This is a genomic window from Brevibacillus sp. NRRL NRS-603 (genome assembly GCF_003013445.1).
Classification (GTDB): Bacteria; Bacillota; Bacilli; order Brevibacillales; family Brevibacillaceae; genus Brevibacillus; species Brevibacillus formosus.
Genome location: NZ_PXZN01000034.1, coordinates 1 through 21,253 on the forward strand (window position 1 = coordinate 1; position 21,253 = coordinate 21,253).

Sequence of the window (21,253 nt, forward strand, 5' to 3'; positions counted from 1 at the left end):
TTCAGGGAATAAAAGAAACCTTCTTGCTCATGATGGCAGGAAGGTTTTTTCGTGTAGATAAAGCAGTGACATGAAAGTTAATATGGATCAGAGGGAAGGGGTATCCGGTGGTTTCGGTAAAATTGCTTTCGAATAACCGAGGGAAAGGTATCCATGTGATTATCCAAAAAATGTTCGACCAAATATCGCTCAACAAGTCCGTGAGACATCGTTAACTCTCCCCACCACTCCGTTTCATATCGGCAAAGCATGCTGAGTAAATATAGCAGCAAGTAATGGCTGGCCCATTCAGGAAGAGGTAGAGAAGAAGCAGAGCCATTCCAAAAGAACAGGACGTTCTGATGCAAACGAAATAACGGGTGTTGATCCAGTTCAGACAGGGCACACTGAGGAAGGGTCAGTTCCTTTATGTTTTTGTTGTTTTCCCATGAGAGCTTTTCCAAGTTGCACGCAGATGGAGCCAGCCGACGAATGTACTGGATGAAGGTCTCAGTTGAATAAGATAATGTCCCGTCCGTTTTTTCAGGAAAGGTAATGCGAACCGAGTCATCCTGACTTATATGCTTAATCTTTGGCGTTAACCAGTTACGTGGTTTACCTGTAACAATTCCGTAACTATCGCTTACGCTAGGGATGGATGAAAATAAGTCATGGACTGAATAGCGGTCTTGTAACGGCGCAAGCTGGAATGCGTGAGCTAATTGCGCAAAAAAACCTTCCTTTTGTGGACGAACCTCGTCCTCCATTAACATATAGGCGTTTCGTTTAAGCTTTCGTGTCGTGACACCATGTTGCAGAACACGACTGTTTTGGGGATAATACGGATCACGAGTCAATAACATCGCCTTCAACAAGTGAGAGCAGCCATAAAACAGAAGCAATGGCTGGATCGACAATTCAGCAACAGCGGAAGTGGAATAAAAATGTCTGGCTTGTCTCCAGAGATACAGGAAACGCGAGCTTTGTTGAAATGCTAGTCGATCGGAATGCTCAACACCCATGTCATAATAGCAGGCAGCCAAATATTTACGTGCAGTTGGTTCTGTCTCAAAATAGCGTAATGTTTTCCAAGCGTTATCCATGATACCCACCTTTACCAATTTTCGTAATATGGTTAAGTTTCCCTAATTGTTTTTTGATTTATCTGTCTAATAAGTTCTATAACCGAACAATATACTCATTTCTTGACAGTAAATTAAGCCGTTTGTTAAACTGTCTTAAACTATTCGCCGAGAGGAGCTTTCAACTGTGCGGGAAGACAAATTTGTTAAAGAGGGCTTAACGTTTGACGATGTATTGCTCATTCCAGCAAAATCTGAAGTTTTGCCAAGGGATGTTGATTTGCGAGTACAATTGAGTGAGAATGTGAAGCTGAATATTCCTCTGATCAGTGCTGGGATGGACACCGTAACGGAGTCTGGACTTGCAATCGCCATGGCTCGCCAGGGTGGTATCGGGATTATCCATAAAAACATGTCCATCGAGCAACAAGCAAGCGAAGTAGACCGTGTAAAACGCTCTGAAAGTGGCGTTATTACCAATCCATTCTCTTTGACCCAAGAACATACCGTCGAAGAAGCGAATGCTCTCATGGGTAAATATCGTATCTCCGGTGTTCCGATTGTCGATGCGAATCAAAAACTGATTGGAATTCTCACCAACCGCGATCTTCGCTTTGTGCATGACTTCTCTATCAAGATCAAAGAGGTTATGACCAAGGAAAATCTGGTGACGGCTCCTGTCGGTACTACACTGCAACAGGCAGAATTGATTTTGCAGCAACATAAGATTGAAAAGCTCCCGTTGGTGGACGAGGACAACATCCTGCGTGGACTCATTACAATTAAAGATATTGAAAAAGCAATCCAATACCCAAATGCAGCTAAAGATAACCAAGGCCGCTTGCTGTGTGGTGCAGCTGTTGGGGTATCTGCAGACACGTTTGAGCGTGCAGCAGCACTTGTACAAGCTGGCGTGGACGTTCTAGTAATCGATACGGCACATGGGCATTCCAAAGGCGTAATTGAAACGGTAAAAGCAGTTCGCAAAGAATACCCAACGCTCACTATCGTCGCAGGAAACGTTGCAACTGGACAAGCTACTCGCGATCTGATCGAAGCCGGTGCATCTGTGGTGAAGGTTGGTATCGGTCCTGGTTCCATTTGTACAACTCGTGTTGTAGCAGGTATCGGGGTTCCACAAATTACAGCGATCCACGATTGTGCACAGGTAGCGCGGGAGTACAATATTCCAATTATTGCCGACGGCGGCATTAAATACTCCGGTGATTTGCCAAAAGCAATTGGTGCAGGCGCTTCAGTGATCATGATTGGAAGTCTGTTCGCTGGTACAGAAGAAAGCCCAGGCGAATTCGAGATTTTCCAAGGTCGACGTTTCAAGGTATATCGCGGAATGGGATCGATTGGCGCGATGAAAGCCGGCAGTAAGGACCGTTATTTCCAAGAGAACGCACAAAAGCTCGTTCCGGAAGGGATCGAAGGCCGCGTTCCTTACAAAGGCCCATTGGCGGATGTCACATATCAGTTGATTGGTGGACTGCGTGCAGGTATGGGATACTGCGGAGCGAAGACCATCGAAGATTTGATTCAAAACTCCCAGTTCGTTCGCATTACCGGCGCTGGCTTGCGTGAAAGCCACCCACACGATGTACAAATTACTAAAGAATCACCTAACTACTCGATTTCCTAAGCGAAAAATGGTACGGAAGACCTACGTCCCCTTTCTTTTATAAAGAGAGGGGATTTTTACTAGCGACCAACATATGGAGATAGGGGGAATCTCGCTTCAAGCCACCATGCAACCTATGGTACACTTACAATTGTGTGCTTGTTTCACGAAAAAATGAAATCGACAGAAATAGGAGAGTGAGAGATTACATGAAGCGAAAGACATGGACAAAGCGATTGACGGGTCTGTTCCTTTCTGTCGCTGTTTTTGCTACAGCAATGGGAGGAATGGTTTCAAAGGTGGAAGCTGCCCCTGTAGCATCTCAAGCGAATCTACAACTGGAAGCGAAGTCTGCCATTCTTGTTGAGGCATCGACGGGAAAGGTTCTCTATAGTAAAGATCCTGACGTAGCACTTCCTCCTGCGAGTATGAGTAAAATGATGACCGAATATCTGGTTCATGATGCCATCAAGCAAAAGAAAATGAAATGGGATGATGTTGTCCCTGTAAGTGATTATGCGTTTTATATCGCTAAAATTTCTGATTCGTCTGGTGTGTATTTGAATTTAGGCGAATCCTTTACGGTTAAACAATTGTACGAAGCGATGGCAATTGTATCGGCCAATGATGCTACTGTACTGTTGGCTGAGAAGATCGCAGGCAGTGAGCCAGCCTTTGTTGAATTGATGAACAAAAAGGCAGCAGAGCTTGGTATGAAAAATACTTCGTTTGTCACTTCTACTGGTTTGCCAGCCAATGAGTTAGGTCCATATTCTGTTCAGACCGATCAAACAGAAAACCTGATGTCTGCTCGTGATGCAGCGATCCTTGCTCGTGCGCTAATTCACGATTTCCCGGATGCGTTGGAGACCTCCAAAAAACCAATCTTCACCTTCCGTACAGGTACACCAAATGAGTGGACCAAGAAAAACTATAACTGGATGCTGCCTAGTCTGATTAGCTATTACCCAGGTGTAGACGGATTAAAAACGGGGCATACAAATGCAGCAGGTTATTGTTTTACAGGTACGGCTGTTCGCGACAACATGCGCTTGATTAGCGTCGTGATGAATGCAAGTACCGAGACAAAGCGTTTTGCTGAGACGAGAAAACTGTTTGACTACGGTTTTGGCAATTTCAAACTCACAAAACAAATGGACAAGAATGTACCAGTCAAAGGATTTGAAACAGCTCCTGTGAAAAACGGTGTAGAGGTAACGGTACCAGTTGTTACAGGCAGTGAAGTAAATATGATCACAAAAACCGGTACGGAAGCAAAATACACACCAACGGTTACCTTCCAGGAGCTAACTGCACCGATTCAGCAAGGACAAGTTGTCGGTAAGATCGTTTTGAAAGAAGAAGGTATGAAGGAATCGGATTACTTGCAGCCTGAAGACGCAGCAAAAGCAGGCGTGGATATCGTAGCAGGACAGGCAGTAGAGGAAGCCAGCTGGATTCGTCTGTTCTTCCGCAGCATCATAGAGTTTTTCAGCAATTTGTTTAGCAGTGGCACAGGAAATTAAATAACTATTGTTTTCCCCTACATCTATCGTTTACAATGACGGTAACAGGAACCATAACACCGCATAACAGTTTCGGTTCTGACTCATGATGTAGGGGGTATTTGTAATGGTACAAGTAGGAACGTCCCGCGTTAAAAGAGGTATGGCTGAAATGCAAAAAGGCGGCGTCATCATGGACGTCGTGAATGCTGAACAAGCGAAAATTGCAGAAGCAGCGGGTGCTGTTGCTGTAATGGCTTTGGAGCGTGTGCCGTCTGACATTCGTGCAGCTGGTGGAGTTGCTCGTATGGCGGACCTTAGCATTGTAGAGGAAGTACTGAATGCTGTTTCCATCCCTGTTATGGCAAAAGCTCGTATCGGTCATTTTGTTGAAGCGCGTGTTCTCGAGTCTCTGGGTGTAGATTATCTCGATGAGAGTGAAGTGCTCACTCCGGCAGATGACTTGTATCATATCAATAAAAAAGAGTTCACTGTACCGTTTGTATGTGGCGCCCGTGATCTAGGTGAAGCCCTCCGCCGTATCGGGGAAGGTGCATCCATGATCCGCACAAAAGGTGAGCCAGGAACCGGAAACATCGTAGAGGCTGTTCGTCACATGCGCACAATGATGTCCCAAATTCGCAAAGTGCAAGCGATGTCCTACGATGAACTGATGGCGGAAGCCAAAAATCTGGGTGCCCCATACGAGCTGCTTGAAGAGGTACACAAAACAGGTAAGCTGCCAGTCGTAAACTTCGCAGCAGGTGGAGTAGCAACACCAGCAGATGCTGCCCTGATGATGCAACTGGGCTCCGATGGCGTGTTTGTTGGCTCTGGTATCTTTAAATCAGAGAATCCAGAGAAGTTTGCTCGCGCGATTGTGGAAGCGACCACCCACTACACGGATTACGAACTGATTGCTCGCGTATCCAAAGGCTTGGGGACGGCAATGCCGGGAATCGAAATCTCCAAAATTCGCGAAGCTGATCGCATGCAAGAGCGCGGCTGGTAAGGTGAGTAGCATGAAAATCGGCGTACTCGCTCTACAAGGGGCTGTAGCAGAACATGTGAGAATGCTAGAAGAGGTTGGCGCCACAGCTGTCCCGGTCAAAAAAGTAGAAGAACTGGATGACCTAGACGGTCTGGTTATTCCCGGCGGGGAAAGCACCACGATTAGCAAGCTGATGCACAAGTACGGATTCATGGAGGCGGTTCAAGAGTTCGGCAAGGCGAACAAACCGATCTTCGGAACTTGCGCAGGAGCGATTCTTCTGGCGAAACGGATTCAAGGACAAGACGATTTCCATTTAGGCTTGATGGATATCAAAGTGGAGCGGAATGCTTTTGGTCGCCAAAAGGAGAGCTTTGAAGTCTTGATGCCTGTTGCTGGTGTGGCGGCGGATTACCCGGCAGTGTTCATCCGGGCACCGTATATCATGGAAGTGGGAGAGAACGGTCAAGTCTTGGCCAAGCACGAAGACAAGATTGTTGTCGCCCGAAGCGGTCACTATTTGGCAGCCGCCTTTCACCCAGAATTGACCGAAGATACAAGACTACACAAATACTTTCTCGACATGGTCAAGGAATACAGAAGCTAGCTGTCATACCGGGAAGATCGGCCGTATAAAGGCGCCGATCTTCTTTTTTCTGTAAAGATCGAGGTGGGCTGCTCTTTACATACGTATAGAACCTGTAGTACAGTTAACAATAATAGTATTCATGAATGAGAATGCGATGATGAGAACAAGTACTTCACAAGAGCCAGGCCTAGAGAGTCGGTGGTAGGTGCGAACCGATCCGGTTATGTGAAGGAATCCATCTCGGAGTGGCAAAGGAACAGCAACTTTGCCCGGAACCGTCCCGTTATGACGGAAGAGTGGGCATATGCATAAAGAATTTCTGCATGCGTCAACGAGGGTGGCAACGCGGGTATACAACACTCGTCCCTTACCAGGGGATGGGTGTTTTTTGTTTTTTTTAATACGATTCGGAGGGATTTACACATGTTGGACGTAAAAGTATTACGCCAGGATTTGGAAGAAGTGAAACGCCGTTTGGCTCACCGCAATGAAGATATTTCTGCGTTGGATCAATTCGTAGAAGTAGATGAAAAGCGTCGCGAAGTCATTCAAGAAGCAGAAGCACTGAAAAATAAGCGTAACACGGTATCCGAGCAAGTAGCGGTTATGAAACGAAATAAGGAAAATGCAGACCATCTGATCGCTGAAATGAAAGAAGTAAATGAACGCATCAAGGCTTTGGATGAAGAGCTGCGCCAACTGGATGAGCAGCTGGAGTTCATTTTGCTGAGCCTCCCGAACCTGCCGCATGAGAGCACGCCGATCGGTACGACAGAAGACGATAACGTGATCGCTTGGACATGGGGAGAGCCACGTGCATTTGACTTCGAGATTAAGCCTCACTGGGAGCTGGCTAGCCAAGCAGGCATCCTCGATTTTGAAACCGCGGCAAAAGTAACAGGAAGCCGTTTTGTTTTCTATAAAGGCTTGGGGGCACGTCTGGAGCGCGCACTGATGAACTTCATGATGGATTTGCACTCGAATGAGCATGGCTATGAAGAAGTAATCCCACCGTATATCGTCAACCGTACGAGCATGACGGGAACGGGCCAATTGCCTAAGTTCGAAGAGGATGCATTCAAAATCGAGGGACCAGATTACTTCCTGATTCCAACTGCTGAGGTGCCAGTCACCAATATGCATCGTGATGAAATCATGGATGGAGCGGATCTCCCTCGCTACTACACTGCTTTCAGCGCATGTTTCCGTTCGGAAGCGGGTTCTGCTGGTCGTGATACGCGTGGGTTGATTCGTCAGCATCAATTCAACAAAGTTGAGCTGGTGAAATTCGTGAAACCAGAAGAGTCTTATGACGAACTCGACAAACTGGTGAAAAACGCTGAGAAGGTGCTTCAACTGCTTGGACTTCCATACCGTGTGCTGAGCATGTGCACAGGCGATCTAGGATTTACGGCTGCGAAGAAATTCGACCTGGAAGTTTGGATTCCAAGCGGCGGCACATACCGTGAAATCTCGTCTTGCTCGAACTTTGAGGATTTCCAAGCACGCCGTGCCAATATCCGTTTCCGTCGCGATACGAAATCGAAGCCGGAATTTGTGCATACATTGAATGGTTCTGGTTTGGCGATTGGACGTACAGTAGCAGCAATCTTGGAGAACTACCAAGAGGCAGACGGAACAATCGTAATTCCAGAAGCTCTTCGTCCGTACATGGGCGGAGTAGACAAGATCGCACCGAAGTAATAAGCGAGAGATTTTGAAGGCAGCTCTTGATCCATAACGGGTCAAGGGCTGTTTTATATTGTGTACTAATACAGGTGGAATTTTTTAAAAAACGTGTTGCACTGTATTAATCTCTGTTATATAATAAAAACAAATTTTAAGAATATTGTTTTAATACAGAGAGGGAGGAATGGAGAATGGACTGCTATCGGTGTGAAGGAAACGGAGAACAAAATTGCCCAAGATGTGGAGGCGTTGGTCGTGATGCCAACGGAGCGGCTTGCCACAATTGCTTGGGAGACGGGCATGTAAGCTGCAGCCATTGCAGTGGCAGCGGGTATCAGGAATAAGGACATTTTTTTTGCCACCGCTGTTATATAATAAAAATTATTTTATTAATCTGTACCATAATAACTTTAAGTTGAGGGAGGAGGAGCTGTTTTGACTACCGTACCAACGAATCCATATCCGCCGGAGGTGCAGATTTCCGGTGAGATGCACCCCGGTTATCAAGATATCCTGACACCAGAAGCAATCCAATTCGTAATGAAGCTGGAGCAAAGGTTTGGCGACAGACGACAAGAATTGTTGGCTAAACGCGTGGAGCGTCAATTGCAGATCGATGCAGGTCAACTGCCCGATTTTTTACAAGAAACAGCGGACATTCGTAGAGGAGAATGGACTGTTGCTCCGTTGCCCAAAGATTTGCAAGACAGACGGGTGGAGATCACGGGACCTTCGGGTGACCGGAAAATGGTCATCAATGCGCTGAACTCGGGTGCTCGGCTTTTCATGGCTGACTTTGAGGACGCGAACTCACCGACCTGGGAGAACACCATCCAAGGCCAAATCAACATGAAGGATGCGGTACGCCGCAATATCTCTTATATCAGTCCAGAAGGCAAATCATACACCCTCAATGAAAAGACAGCGGTTTTGATCGTGCGTCCTCGTGGCTGGCATCTTGAAGAAAAGCACATCCTCCTTGATCAAAAACCGATCTCCGGCAGCCTGCTTGACTTCGGACTTTACTTTTACCATAACGTAGATGCTCTTATCGCGAATCAAACAGCACCGTATTTCTACTTACCGAAACTGGAGAGCCATTTGGAGGCTCGACTCTGGAACGACGTCTTCCTTTTCGCGCAGGATGAATTGAATATTCCACGCGGCACGATTCGCGCGACAGTATTGATCGAAACGATTCTCGCGGCTTTTGAAATGGATGAGATTCTGTATGAGCTGCGCGAGCATAGTGCAGGACTGAATTGCGGACGTTGGGATTACATTTTCAGCTATATCAAAAAGCTACGGAATCAGCCTGATGTCATTACACCGGATCGTGCGCAAGTAACCATGACAGTTCCGTTCATGAAAGCATACACGACGCTGGCCGTGAAGACTTGCCATAAACGGATGGCGCCTTGCATTGGCGGAATGGCGGCACAAATTCCGGTGAAAAATGACCCGGTACAAAATGCAGAAGCCATCGCCAAAGTGCGCGCTGACAAAGAGCGGGAAGCGTACGATGGACATGATGGGACTTGGGTTGCTCATCCAGGGCTCGTGCCAGTAGCCATGGAAGTGTTCGATCGCTTGATGAGAGAGCCGAACCAAATCTGGTACAAACGTGAAGACGTAGACGTATCTGCAAAGCAACTGCTGGCAGTCCCAGAGGGCACGATTACAGAAGCGGGTGTCCGTACGAACATTAGCGTCAGCTTGCAGTACATCGAGGCTTGGTTGCGAGGCTCTGGGGCTGTGCCAATCAACAATCTGATGGAGGATGCGGCGACAGCAGAAATTTCGCGGGCACAAGTCTGGCAATGGATGCGTCATCGTCACGGAGTTTTGCAGGATGGTAGAAAGGTGACGGAAGGCTTGGTAAAGCAGTGGCTGAGTGAGGAGCTGCAAGCGATCAAGCAAGCAATCGGCCAGGAGAGGTACAACAACAGCAAGTATCCGACTGCTGGTGATCTGTTCTTGCAATTAGTAACGACAGAAGATTTTGAAGACTTCCTAACGGTACCGGGTTATCGCTATTTGTAAAAATAAAAATGAGTGGGGGAAATGAAAATGACGAAAGTAAACAAGCAAGAAGCGATTCAACAGGTGGAGCAAAGCTGGCGAGGCGAGCGTTTTCAAGGAATTACACGTCCATATACGGCAGAAGATGTCATTCGTTTGCGCGGTTCTGTACAAATCGAACATACGCTGGCTCGTCTCGGAGCAGAGCGTCTGTGGAACCTCTTGCATACCGAGCATCATATTAAAGCGTTGGGGGCTTTGACCGGGAATCAAGCGATTCAGCAGGTAAAGGCAGGATTAAAAGCGATTTATTTGAGTGGCTGGCAGGTAGCAGCCGATGCCAATCTGTCTGGTCAGATGTATCCTGATCAAAGCCTCTACCCGGCAAACAGTGTTCCACAAGTCGTAAAAAGAATAAATCAGGCATTGCAACGGGCTGATCAGATCGATCAATCAGAGGGTGGTACCGACACACATTGGTTTGCTCCGATCGTAGCAGACGCAGAAGCGGGCTTTGGTGGCCCACTGAATGTCTTCGAATTGATGAAGGGTATGATTGAAGCGGGGGCAGCAGGGGTGCATTTTGAAGACCAGCTTGCTTCCGAGAAAAAATGCGGACATATGGGCGGAAAGGTACTGATTCCGACGCAAGCAGCTGTGCGTAATCTGATTTCAGCTCGATTTGCAGCAGATGTGATGGGAGTCCCGACGATTATCGTGGCACGTACCGATGCCAATGGCGCTTTCCTGATTACCAGCGACATTGACGAGCAGGATAAACCATTCCTGACGGGTGAACGAACAGCAGAAGGATTCTTCCGTCTACGCGGCGGATTGGATGCAGCGATTGCACGTGGTCTAGCGTACGCTCCTTATGCAGATTTGATCTGGTGCGAGACTTCTGAGCCGAATTTGGAGGAAGCACGCCGCTTTGCAGAAGCGATTCATGCCAAATATCCGGGCAAGCTGTTAGCGTACAATTGCTCTCCTTCTTTCAACTGGAAAAAGAAGCTGGATGAACAGACTATCGCTCGCTTCCAGGAAGAGATCGGCGAGATGGGCTACAAGTTCCAATTTGTCACGCTCGCTGGCTTCCACTCCCTGAATTACAGCATGTTTGAATTGGCGCGGGGATATCGTGACCGCGGAATGGCTGCTTACTCTGAGTTGCAGCAGGCTGAGTTTGCTAGCGAAGTACATGGCTATACAGCCACTCGTCATCAGCGTGAGGTTGGTACCGGGTACTTCGATGAGGTTGCGCAAGTTATCTCTGGCGGCAATTCCTCTACGACTGCACTCAGCGGATCGACGGAAGAGGAGCAATTTGCTCATAATTAAACAGGAAAAACGAAGGACTAGGTGGCTCTCTGATATTCAGAGGGCCACTTTTTGCGTTCACTTCTATTTTTCATAGAGTCTTAATAGCTTTTTAACAACGCATTTATATCAGTTTCATTTTGGTTGTTTACGATTGGGTTAGAAAAAACCAAAAGATCAAACACAAATAAAAACGAAAAGGGGCCTTAAAGATGATAGGGAACCAGTTAAGCTGGAAACGAACCGTTGTTGTCATGACTTCCGTTTTTCTGCTTGCGGGATGTGCCACCGAGACGAAATCAGGCACTTCTCTGGATACGTCGCAATTGACCCTGGATCAAATCGTGGAAAAAGCAAAGCAGGAGGGAGAAGTCAACTCCGTGGGAATGCCGGACACGTGGGCAAACTGGGGGGAGACCTGGAGCAATCTTGCAAAGGAATATGGCTTGAAGCATACGGACACCGACATGTCGAGCGCAGAAGAATTGGCTAAGTTTGAAGCAGAAAAAGAAGATGCCACAGCAGACATCGGTGACGTAGGCATCGCTTTTGGACCGTTAGCCAAGCAAAAAGGGCTGACGCTGCCTTACAAAACCTCTTACTGGAACGACATTCCCGACTGGGCAAAAGATGATGAAGGACATTGGTTGCTGGGCTATACGGGAACACTGGCTTTTATCACTGACAAGACAAAGGTGCAAAATCCTCCCAAGTCCTGGGCAGATTTGAAAAACGGAAGCTACAAGGTCGCGATTGGCGATGTCATGAAAGCGAATCAGGCGCAATTTGCCGTTCTGGCCGCCGCCTATGCAAATGGCGGAGATGAGAAAAATATTCAGCCCGGCATTGACTTTTTCGCTGAGCTGGCAAAGAACAAGCGGCTCAGTACGAGCGATCCGAGTCTTGCCAATCTAGAAAAGGGTGAGGTCGAAGTTGCTATCTTGTGGGATTTCAACGCGCTCGGGTATCGGGACAAAATCGACAAAAACCGCTTTGATGTCCTTATCCCGGAAGAAGCATCGGTCAGCAGCGGATACGCTACGGTTATCAACAAGTACGCTAAGCACCCACACGCTGCCATGCTGGCTCGTGAATACATCCTCTCCGACGCTGGACAGTCTAATTTGGCTCGCGGCTATGCACGACCGATTCGCGCTAACGCCAAGCTGGATGAATCCGCTAAAGCCATGCTGCTCCCGGATGACATGTATAAAAACGCACGTCCGGTTAGCGATTTGACTGCTTGGGAAGAGACAGCCAAAAAATTGCCGCAGTTGTGGCAAGAGAAGGTGTTAATCCATGTGCGCTAGAAAGCTGGCCATGATTGTGCTGGACGGATTGAGATTTGACACAGCCGTCACGCACATGGGGTACCTGCATCATTTGGTTGAGTACGGCATTGCGGCCCGCTTTCAGGTACGATCGGAATTACCCAGTCTCTCTCGCCCTTTGTACGAGGTTCTGTTAACGGGAACCCCTGTGTGGAAGAATGGCATTTCCAGCAATCAGACGGTTCGGCTTTCGCACCAGGAGAGTCTCTTTCACCTGACGCAGAAAAACGGAATGTCCAACGCTGCTGCGGCTTATTTCTGGGTAAGCGAGCTTTATAACAAGGCTCCGTTCAATCCGTTTCACGACAGAATCCAATTGAACACCGACAAGCCGATACAAAACGGGATGTTCTACTGGGAAGATCACTATCCGGATACACACCTATTTGCTGACGCCAACTTTTTGTTGAATGGATACAATCCGGATTTTCTTTACGTCCACTCCATGAATATCGATGATGACGGACATAAGCATACGGCCGATTCCGCACGATATCGAAATCGCGTTCTGGCGGCAGATTCGATACTGGCTAATGTACTTCCTGCGTGGATCGATGCGGGTTATCAAATCATTGTAACAGCCGATCACGGGATGACAGACGATGGAAATCATGGTGGCACTTCTAGCGCTGACCGGGACGTTCCCTTGTTTGTCATCAGCGACCTGATATCTCCCGGTATTCGCGAGGAGGCAATTCCGCAATTGCAGGTGGCTCCGCTTGCCTGCCATTTGCTCGGCATCTCCCCCTCGAAAGAGATGCAGCCATTGAAGAACGTAGGAGGGCTGAGTAAGACGTCTCCCTAAGGGGGCGTCTTTTCCTCTAAGAAAGGAGCTTTTGCGATGAAACGATTTGTCAGTATGCTTTGGATCACGACGATTCCGTTCTTTGCAATGATCGCTCTGTTTCTCCTCGTCCCATTGCTTTCCATGATTGGAGGGAGCTTTCAGGCTGAGGGGGGCGGCGGTTTTACAATCAGTCACTATCGGGAGATTTTTTCAAATCCGTATTACTTGCAGGCTTTTGAGAACAGCGTGCTCATCTCGATTCTGTCTGCTCTCATTGGAATCGTCGTTGCTGTTTTCGCCGCCTACGCGATTACCCGTTTCCCGCAATCTCTGCAACAGCGAGTGCTTGTCATTACCAATCTAACCTCCAATTTTGCGGGAATTCCGCTCGCATTTGCCTTCATTGTCCTGTTGGGAAACAGTGGATTGTTTGTTTTGCTCGCGAAGCAGCTGGGGATTGATTTTGGCCAGTCATTTACTCTGTATTCATGGAGCGGCTTGACGCTTGTTTATATTTATTTTCAACTGCCACTGGCGGTAATGCTTTTGTATCCCCTGTACAACGCCATTCAAAAGCAATGGATGGAAGCGGCCGAGCTGCTTGGGGCTAGTCCCTGGAAGTTTTGGCTGAGGATCGGTTTTCCGGTACTGCTTCCAGGCATCGTCGGCACATTCAGCATTCTGTTTGCCAATGCAATGGGTGCCTATGCTTCTGCCTACGCGCTCACCGGGAGCAACTACAATCTGGTGCCCATTCGGATTGGCGCGCTTGTCTCCGGTGACATTTTTGCCAGACCCGAGCTGGGTAGCGCACTCGCAGTATTGCTTGGACTGACGCTTGCCGGAGCCTTACTCGTGAACGAGTGGCTGACGCGGAAGATTCGGAGGGATTTGTCTTGAAGCGGATCAGTTTGCCATCCTTGTCGTTTGCGTTGGTCATGCTGTATTTGTTTTTGCCAGTAGCGGCTACCATCCTTTACTCACTGGCAACTGAGTGGAACAGTACGGTTTTGCCGGAAGGACTCACAGGAAAATGGTTCGCGGAGCTGTATGCTGATCCCCGATTCTTGCAGGCATTCGGGCGTTCTTTTCTGCTCAGCTTTCTGACGACTGTCGTTGCCGTGGTCATTATTGTTCCTGCTGTATTCTCCATAATCGTCTACGCTCCCCGGATGGAGAGGCTGGTTCAGATTTTGGTGATGCTGACCTATGCCGTTCCGGGTGTCATTATGGCGGTCGGATTGATCCGTACTTATTCAGGGAACGGAATTCCAATGGTGATCATCATTGCTGGGGCCTATTTGGTCGGTTTGCTTCCGTATCTTTATCAGGGAACGCGCAACAGCCTGCTTGCGATGCAGGCACGTTCGTTGATGGAGGCAGCCGAGCTATTGGGTGCGAGCCACTGGCAGGCGTTCGTACGGATTATCGTTCCGAATATCATGTCTGGAATTTTCGTGTCCTCGCTATTGTCGTTCTCCATTTTATTTGGTGAATTCGTTCTGATTAACATCTTGGTGGGAGGAAGATACGAAACCCTGCAGATGTATTTGTACGCCAAGCTAGCGTCTAGTGGTCATGTCGCCAGCGCGATTACCGTCACTTATTTTGTCCTGATGGCTATTATCACTGGCCTGGTTGTAAAATTCACGCGCCGAAGCTTCGCACGCAAGGAGGTCCCCTAATGAGCTACGTCCAAATCGAACACTTGTCCAAAACCTTTCACGGTCAACACGTGTTGCAGCAACTCGATCTTGCGATTGAAAGAGGCGAGCTGGTCACTTTGCTTGGCCCTAGCGGGTGTGGCAAAAGTACGCTGTTACGCATCCTCAGCGGTTTGACGGCTCCTGATACAGGCATGATCTACATTGACGGCAAAGATGTGACGGACGTGTCGCCAAAAAATAGGCAGATCGGCATGGTGTTCCAATCGTATGCGCTCTTTCCCAATCTAACGGTCAGTCAAAACATTGCCTTTGGTCTGGAAATGAACAAAATCTCGAAAACGGAGATTCGGCTGCGTGTTCAGGAAATGATCGAGCTGGTGGGATTAGTGGGAAAGGAGAAGGCTTACCCACGTGAATTGTCTGGCGGCCAGCAGCAGCGTGTGGCACTCGCCCGTTCTCTGGTTACCCGGCCAAAAGTGCTTTTGCTGGATGAGCCGCTTAGTGCGCTCGATGCCCAGATTCGCAAAAATTTGCAAAAGCAGCTACGCACCATCCAACGTGAGTTAAACATGACGACTGTGCTGGTTACTCACGATCAGGAAGAAGCCATGGCTGTCAGTGACCGCATCTATATCATGAATGGTGGACGAATCGTTCAGCACGGCAGTCCTCAAGAGATTTACACGCAACCTCGCTCTGAATTTGTTGCTCGCTTCATCGGCAATTACAACGTGCTGACTGCCGAGCAGCTTAACCGAATCGCGCCTAATCTGTCTCATCCGGCAGTTGAACGATTCGCAATTCGCCCTGAGACGTTTCGCGAACAGCGGTTGGCTGGGGAGGACATCTGTTTGACCGGGAATATCGCTCAGGTAACCATGCTTGGCAACATTACCCGTTACGAGCTGAACATGGGTGATGTTCCTGTACTGGTGGACACTCTTCACCTGTCCCTCGAGCAGGAGCAGATAGGCACAACAAAAACATTGTATGTAAGTCCCAAGGATGTGATTCCGCTTTATGACACTATTGCCTGAAGAACGACAGCAAGTGATTCTGGACGAATTGAACCGCCACGGTAAAATTCAGGTGATGAGTCTGGCAAAAAACCTGGCAGTAACACCGGAGACAATACGACGTGATCTGGACCATTTGGAACAGCAACGTTTGTTAAAACGAGTGTACGGAGGAGCAATCCCTTATCATTTGGCGAAACGCGAGCCGCACTTTGAAAAGAAACAGGCGATCCAACAGACGGCAAAAACGAAAATTGGGCAAATCGCGGCAGAACTTTTGTCTGACGGGGATACCATCGCGCTCGATGTCGGGACGACAACACTGGAATTGGCACGTGCTATCAAGGGCATCAACCAATTAACGATAGTCACGAATTCACTCCCCGCCGCTTCTTTACTAAACGAGCTGTTGGAAGCCAAGCAATTCAACGGTCAGGTCATTATGCTGGGGGGGCTGACCCATCCGGCCCAACAATCGGTTGCCGGGGCGTTTACCTGCGAGCTACTCTCTCGTTTTCATTTTGATAAAGCTTTTATTTCCTGTGGAGGAATGACGGCTGATGGCATCACCGATTATGACATGGAAGAAACGCTGTGCTCGACCATGATGGTACAGAGGTCGGAGCAAGTCTATGTATTGGGGGACACATCCAAGATCGGCCAAACGCAATTTTTTCGTATTTGCGGCTGGCAAGATGTCAGCGCGGTTGTTTGTGACCAGCCGATGCCAGATGAATGGCTTTCGTCTGGCATGCAAACTACCTGGATAAGCGAACATCCGGAAAGGAGAGACTTCACATGCTGATCGACTATCATCTTCACCTGGAAGAAGGGCCTTTTTCATTGCGTTGGCTCGATCGTACCAATGTGGCCCTCGACCACTTTTATCCGTTAACTGAACCTCGACATACCCGCGCCTGGCTGCTGGACAGTCTTGCGCGATTAAATAACCGGATGTCTCTTGGGGCATACGACCCGTCCTGGATCGATCTGTATTTGCGTGAAGCGTTAAACAAAGGCTTGAAGGAAGTGGGGATTGTCGATCATTTATACCGCTTTCGTGAAGCCCGTCCCTACTTTGAACGGTATATGGAGCTGGGTGATACCGATTTGGGTCGCTTGCAGCGAACGTGGCTTGATCAAGTATGCACCGAGAGCTTCAGCGACTTTTGTGTGGCCATTGAGGCAGCAAAGCAGCGTTGGGCGGCAAGCGGTGTGGAGTTGCGACTGGGGATCGAAGCGGATTACTTTATCGGCGGGGAAGCAGAATTGGAAAGCTTGCTGGCAGGCACTTCGTGGGATTATGTGATCGGTTCTGTTCATTTTTTACAAGGATGGGGCTTTGACAATCCCGAGACGCGCCATCTGTTTGAGCAGCATGACCTGAAGCAGCTATACGCGGACTTTTTCCGCACAGTTGAGTCCATGATTAGGAGCAACTTGTTTGATTTTGTTGCTCATCTGGACAATCTGAAAGTGTTCTCCTACCGCCCAGAGGAATCGGAGCTTGTTCCCTATTACCACCAAATCGCAACTGCTTTGAAAGAAACGGATACAGCAACCGAAATCAATGCGGGCCTGTACTACCGCTATCCGGTTCAGGAAATGTGCCCCAGTCCTGCTTTCCTCGACGTTTTGGTGGCGCATGGCGTTCCACTGACACTCTCGTCTGACGCGCACTTTCCCGACGATATTGGGAGATACGTGGCGGTGAATCTCGAGATCCTCCATTCAATGGGGGTAAAGGAGATTGCCACTTTTTCCGGTCGTCAACGGATCATGAAGCCAATCTGTTATGGTTGACTGTGGAAAAGAGCATGTTTTTGGGCAAAATATGATTTGAGATGCAAAAAACCTTGGGATGCCAAGGTTTTTTTGCTATCTTCACATCCGACTTGTATTTGCCGAAAAATGGATAAACACATATAATAAGAAAGTAGGTGCGGCGTCAGAAAAAGTCTCCTTGCCACAAATCATACTTGTCCCCGTAGCTCAGCAGGATAGAGCGTCAGTTTCCTAAACTGTAGGTCGGAGGTTCGAATCCTCTCGGGGACGCCATTTAGGAAAAACCTTGGTTACCAAGGTTTTTTCTTTTTTATACACAGGCCCCCATATCGCTCATTTGGAAAATACTGAGACGTAGAACATGTCTTCAACGTATAACTTGTAGCAGAAAACGATGGAGATAAGGGGTGTTTCCTTTGAAAAAAGTGATTGTAAGCATGGTCTTGGCGATTTTCATCAGCGGTTGCAGCTCAGATGCGGTCGTTCAAAATCCGACTGCCGCGCCACCTGTAAAAGAGGTAACGAACGCTGGCACAGACCAGAAACAACCCGTAGAAAGCTCTTCAAGCTTTGACAAAATTGCGGGCTACTTGCAAGAAGAGAGCACCAAAGCTTTCTCCCCCTACTATGAGCTGCTCGAGTTTACCCTGTCGGATTACGAAGAGAAAACCGTTGACGGAAAAGTAGAAGCGACATTCGGATATCAGGTGAAATACAAAAACTTTGAGAAAGACCCTGACACCGTGGACTACATCAAAGCTGCAAAAGAAAAGAACGACCCCAACTACCAACAGCTGTATGATGAATATTTGCAGCCCAAGGACATGAGCTTTCATTTGAAAGCCGTAGTTGAAGATTCGGACACCATAACCCTTTACACCAATGTGAGTCCAAAAGGAATCCAATGGGAAAAGGCAGTCATGTCTGATTTCATCCTGAAGAAATAGGATACCGACTTGATTGTAGGCCGCGTAGTCACGCGGTCTTATTCATTTTTCTCGCACCAGTACTCGTACTCATTGTCGATCCAATTTTTAATATGGTCGTAATTCTCCCAAGTATCTTCGACGTGATACACACTCGGCTCACAATCAAACGCTTCTAGATAATGATACCGATACTCCCCCGTATCGAAATCGAAGTAAAACATCGCGAACTGGTTTCCTTCTTCAGTCAGCATGTCTTTAGCAAATACTCCACCCGTCTTCTCATAGACTTCAGGACCAGTCATCTTCCTTTGTTTAAAATCAGCGATTAGGTTTTCAAAGCTCTTTTGAAAATCCTCGCTAACCATATCCTTCTCAATCAACCAGCCAATGAAAAAGCCTGTATGCACGTATGCCTGCTTTTGAGGAAGATCGTCGTACTCAAAGTTTTCGTAATGATATTTCGCTTTATCGTATACCGTTGTCACTAACAAAACCTCTCTTTCTATTTTCCTATTTCCCAAAAATTATACAGGATAGACTTTTCGGTAAAAAGTCATAAGAGGGTGAAGAAGGAAGGATAGGAATTTTGTAGCATTTCCATGATCTGAGGTGGTAGTATTTAACTGTTATCTAGAGAGAACCATTGGTTGGTTCATAGAGGGGTCATATTTCATGCGGAACTTACTTGCCTATTTTCTTAGCGCTGTAATGATTAGTCTATTAATCCTTCCTGTAGAACCCGCGTCATCTAGAGGCTCAAGTTCATCTAGCTCCAGTAGTTCAGGCAGAAGCTCAGGTTCGTCTAGTACCAGCTCCTATTCGTCCGGTAAAAGCTCAGGGTCATCGAGTACAGGCTCCTATTCGTCCGGCAGAAGCTCGGGATCATCTAGTACAGGCTCATCCTCCTCAAGCAAAAGCTCAGGTTCGTCCAGCAGAAGCTCGTACTCTTCAGGAAAAAGCTCAGGCTCAACCAGCAAAAGTTCAAGCTCCACGATAAAAAGCGCAAAACCGTCAAGCGGCTTCAAATCATCCAAGCCAGTTAAAATCAAAAAGCATGACGATGACGACGATGATGATGAAAACGTGGAAGAAGAAACAAGCCAAGAAGAGGAGACGAACGAAGAAGCCGCTGCGGAAGAGGAAAGAATCAAGCGGGATGAAATCTTATTACAAATCGACGGAGGTATTGGACCATATCATTTACGATCCAATCAATTTTATCAAACGACTGTATGGGGGGAATCAACTCATGATGGCTCCCTATACTTTACCGTACATAATAACGGACAGATAGAAGAGGTAGATGAGAGTGAGATAAATGGGGCAACAGTATTTAACATCCCATACAATTTCGACCCAACACCATTTGAAAAAGAGTTTTATCTTCATAGTCTACCAACGGATCAAATCTATGTGACATCCTTTCAATATCAGGATATTTACTTGTTTTTACGCTCGGATGGTACCATTCAATGGCTCCCTCAATATGAAGCCTTAGAGAAAAACCTCCCTATCATAGAAGCAAAAGAGGTACTGCTGTCAGAGCAGATACTGGACAGGCATAGCAACGAAATGGCCTTGCATAATTTTCCGAAAAACAAGGTCTATCGGAAGAATATCAATAGGATTCCAAGGTATTTTCTGTTTAACAATGAAGAAAATATTCAGTTAGTAGGAAAAAAAGAACTTAAGAACTATGAAGTTCTGGAATATGACCAAATGATTGATCCGACTTCTCCTGATCTTCTAGGTGAGATAGAAGAAAAAATCCAAGATTCAGGGGTCCCCACAGGATACATATACCAGATGACAGTGAACAATGCCCCGCGACATTTTATCTATTATGGAAGCCGTTCCGTAGGGTTTGTAAAGAACCTGTCATCTGTTAAAGAAAACTATAAGGTTCGTGATTTCGAACAAGTTGTCCAAAAGATGCGGGAAGAAAAACAAGCGGAAGAGAAAAGGCGATCGATCTGGAAGCTGTATTTGATTACAGCGGGTACGATTATGCTCGGCATTTTTCCTTTAGCTTATTGGTTTATGAACAGAAAAAGAAAGAAGAAGAAGCAACCTCCTAACAGGATCATGACGAAAAATACGAAAAGTACGAGAAAGAAAAAGAATGTAGAGCCTGTAAAGCCTGTAAAGCCTGTAAAGTCGGTAAAGCCAGAAAGAACACCAATTCAGCAGTCCCTACCCAAAAAGAAAGAAATAAGAGTAGAAGAAAAGAAGAAGTATGACAGCGGATTGTTTCAGCAATTTGAAGCCGCAAACAAAAAAGAACAGCCAAAAAGCTCTGGAAGCGGACTATTTGATCAATTTAATTCCTCCAATAGAAAACAGTAAAAAGCAAAGCCCGTCCTCAACCTAGCTGGAGACGGGTTATTCATCATGAGGCTTTTCTCTCTTTCTTTGAAAACTCGAAGAATGGTCAGAATTTTCCGGGTATGATAGAATGACTTACCAACAAATGTGAATCGGAGGGAGCATGTCGAATGCAAGATGATAAGCGAATCAAATTCATTAACCCTGAAACAATGCCACCTACATTTGGCTACACCCATGCCGTAGAGGTTCGGAATGCACGGACGATTTATGTATCGGGTCAGGTGGCACTCAACAAGGAAGGCCAAGTGGTCGGCACAGGCGATTTAGCCGCACAGACAAAACAAGTTTTCGAAAATATTCAATTCGCGTTAAAAGCGGCAGGAGTCAGCTTTGATCATGTAGTGAAATTGACTTTTTTCGTGACGGACATCTCCAAGATGCACATTGTCCGTGAGATTCGAGATCAGTACGTGAATACAGAAACCCCGCCAGCAAGCTCAGCAGTGGAAGTGAGCAAGCTCATCAGGGACGAGCTGTTGATTGAGATTGAGGCCATCGCCGTGGCAGATATATAGTTGTCCCATCCCCCTTCTGTCCGATTATTCATCG

19 protein-coding genes, 1 tRNA gene, 1 pseudogene and 1 other annotated feature are annotated in these 21,253 nt (G+C 47.3%); of the genes and pseudogenes, 18 read left to right on the forward strand and 3 right to left on the reverse strand.

What is annotated here, in order from left to right:
• Positions 1 to 77: 77 nt before the first annotated feature.
• Positions 78 to 1,082: a YaaC family protein gene (locus tag C7R94_RS23295; protein WP_106785118.1), complete on the reverse strand. Its 1,005-nt coding sequence runs from the start codon at positions 1,080 to 1,082 to the stop codon at positions 78 to 80.
• A gap of 166 nt (positions 1,083 to 1,248) precedes the next feature.
• Here C7R94_RS23295 and guaB point away from each other — a divergent pair, with 166 nt between their 5' ends.
• From guaB to C7R94_RS23380, 16 genes and pseudogenes are all read left to right on the forward strand, one after another.
• Positions 1,249 to 2,709 (forward strand): IMP dehydrogenase, encoded by a 1,461-nt coding sequence (gene guaB / locus C7R94_RS23300; protein ID WP_106785121.1) that lies wholly within the window; start codon positions 1,249 to 1,251, stop codon positions 2,707 to 2,709.
• A 188-nt stretch (positions 2,710 to 2,897) separates the two neighbouring features.
• Positions 2,898 to 4,214, forward strand: coding sequence for a D-alanyl-D-alanine carboxypeptidase family protein (locus C7R94_RS23305; RefSeq protein WP_106785123.1), 1,317 nt, complete (start codon positions 2,898 to 2,900; stop codon positions 4,212 to 4,214).
• Positions 4,215 to 4,320: 106 nt separating this feature from the next.
• Entirely contained in the window at positions 4,321 to 5,205 is an 885-nt protein-coding gene (pdxS, locus tag C7R94_RS23310) for a pyridoxal 5'-phosphate synthase lyase subunit PdxS (protein WP_012683798.1), read from the forward strand.
• 10 nt (positions 5,206 to 5,215) lie between these two features.
• Complete coding sequence (gene pdxT, locus C7R94_RS23315) at positions 5,216 to 5,791, forward strand: pyridoxal 5'-phosphate synthase glutaminase subunit PdxT (RefSeq protein ID WP_106785125.1); 576 nt, start codon at positions 5,216 to 5,218, stop codon at positions 5,789 to 5,791.
• Positions 5,792 to 5,918: 127 nt separating this feature from the next.
• Positions 5,919 to 6,144, forward strand: a binding site (T-box leader).
• A 52-nt stretch (positions 6,145 to 6,196) separates the two neighbouring features.
• A complete protein-coding gene (gene serS / locus C7R94_RS23320) occupies positions 6,197 to 7,477 on the forward strand; it encodes a serine--tRNA ligase (RefSeq protein WP_106785127.1) in 1,281 nt (426 codons plus the stop codon).
• A gap of 400 nt (positions 7,478 to 7,877) precedes the next feature.
• Positions 7,878 to 9,505, forward strand: a pseudogene (gene aceB, locus C7R94_RS23330) (malate synthase A).
• A gap of 27 nt (positions 9,506 to 9,532) precedes the next feature.
• Positions 9,533 to 10,822: an isocitrate lyase gene (gene aceA / locus C7R94_RS23335; RefSeq protein ID WP_047074349.1), complete on the forward strand. Its 1,290-nt coding sequence runs from the start codon at positions 9,533 to 9,535 to the stop codon at positions 10,820 to 10,822.
• 191 nt (positions 10,823 to 11,013) lie between these two features.
• On the forward strand, positions 11,014 to 12,111 hold the full coding sequence (locus C7R94_RS23340; RefSeq protein WP_106785132.1) for an ABC transporter substrate-binding protein: 1,098 nt from the start codon (positions 11,014 to 11,016) through the stop codon (positions 12,109 to 12,111).
• Complete coding sequence (locus C7R94_RS23345) at positions 12,101 to 12,937, forward strand: alkaline phosphatase family protein (protein ID WP_106785134.1); 837 nt, start codon at positions 12,101 to 12,103, stop codon at positions 12,935 to 12,937. Before C7R94_RS23340 ends, C7R94_RS23345 begins: the two co-directional genes overlap by 11 nt.
• 36 nt (positions 12,938 to 12,973) lie before the next feature.
• On the forward strand, positions 12,974 to 13,819 hold the full coding sequence (locus tag C7R94_RS23350; RefSeq protein ID WP_106785136.1) for an ABC transporter permease: 846 nt from the start codon (positions 12,974 to 12,976) through the stop codon (positions 13,817 to 13,819).
• The gene (locus C7R94_RS23355; protein ID WP_106785138.1) at positions 13,816 to 14,604 is read left to right on the forward strand and encodes an ABC transporter permease; all 789 of its coding nucleotides are present in this window, start codon (positions 13,816 to 13,818) and stop codon (positions 14,602 to 14,604) included. The genes C7R94_RS23350 and C7R94_RS23355 overlap by 4 nt, the downstream gene beginning before the upstream one ends.
• The gene (locus C7R94_RS23360; RefSeq protein ID WP_106785140.1) at positions 14,604 to 15,623 is read left to right on the forward strand and encodes an ABC transporter ATP-binding protein; all 1,020 of its coding nucleotides are present in this window, start codon (positions 14,604 to 14,606) and stop codon (positions 15,621 to 15,623) included. Before C7R94_RS23355 ends, C7R94_RS23360 begins: the two co-directional genes overlap by 1 nt.
• A complete protein-coding gene (locus C7R94_RS23365) occupies positions 15,607 to 16,407 on the forward strand; it encodes a DeoR/GlpR family DNA-binding transcription regulator (RefSeq protein WP_106785142.1) in 801 nt (266 codons plus the stop codon). The genes C7R94_RS23360 and C7R94_RS23365 overlap by 17 nt, the downstream gene beginning before the upstream one ends.
• Positions 16,401 to 17,405: a histidinol phosphate phosphatase domain-containing protein gene (locus C7R94_RS23370; RefSeq protein ID WP_106785144.1), complete on the forward strand. Its 1,005-nt coding sequence runs from the start codon at positions 16,401 to 16,403 to the stop codon at positions 17,403 to 17,405. The genes C7R94_RS23365 and C7R94_RS23370 overlap by 7 nt, the downstream gene beginning before the upstream one ends.
• A gap of 178 nt (positions 17,406 to 17,583) precedes the next feature.
• Positions 17,584 to 17,660: transfer RNA gene (locus C7R94_RS23375), tRNA-Arg, on the forward strand.
• 134 nt (positions 17,661 to 17,794) lie between these two features.
• Positions 17,795 to 18,334 (forward strand): hypothetical protein, encoded by a 540-nt coding sequence (locus tag C7R94_RS23380; protein ID WP_106785147.1) that lies wholly within the window; start codon positions 17,795 to 17,797, stop codon positions 18,332 to 18,334.
• A gap of 38 nt (positions 18,335 to 18,372) precedes the next feature.
• Here the strand turns inward: C7R94_RS23380 and C7R94_RS23385 are convergent, their stop codons facing one another.
• Both C7R94_RS23385 and C7R94_RS30750 read right to left on the reverse strand, forming a co-directional pair.
• Entirely contained in the window at positions 18,373 to 18,801 is a 429-nt protein-coding gene (locus C7R94_RS23385; RefSeq protein ID WP_106785149.1) for a DUF7832 domain-containing protein, read from the reverse strand.
• A gap of 372 nt (positions 18,802 to 19,173) precedes the next feature.
• Positions 19,174 to 19,350, reverse strand: coding sequence for a hypothetical protein (locus tag C7R94_RS30750; protein ID WP_233220643.1), 177 nt, complete (start codon positions 19,348 to 19,350; stop codon positions 19,174 to 19,176).
• 49 nt (positions 19,351 to 19,399) lie between these two features.
• Between C7R94_RS30750 and C7R94_RS23395 the strand changes: the two genes are divergently transcribed.
• Together C7R94_RS23395 and C7R94_RS23405 are read left to right on the forward strand one after the other, a co-directional pair.
• The gene (locus C7R94_RS23395; RefSeq protein WP_106785151.1) at positions 19,400 to 20,662 is read left to right on the forward strand and encodes a hypothetical protein; all 1,263 of its coding nucleotides are present in this window, start codon (positions 19,400 to 19,402) and stop codon (positions 20,660 to 20,662) included.
• A 149-nt stretch (positions 20,663 to 20,811) separates the two neighbouring features.
• Complete coding sequence (locus tag C7R94_RS23405) at positions 20,812 to 21,219, forward strand: RidA family protein (protein WP_106785155.1); 408 nt, start codon at positions 20,812 to 20,814, stop codon at positions 21,217 to 21,219.
• Positions 21,220 to 21,253 lie beyond the last annotated feature (34 nt).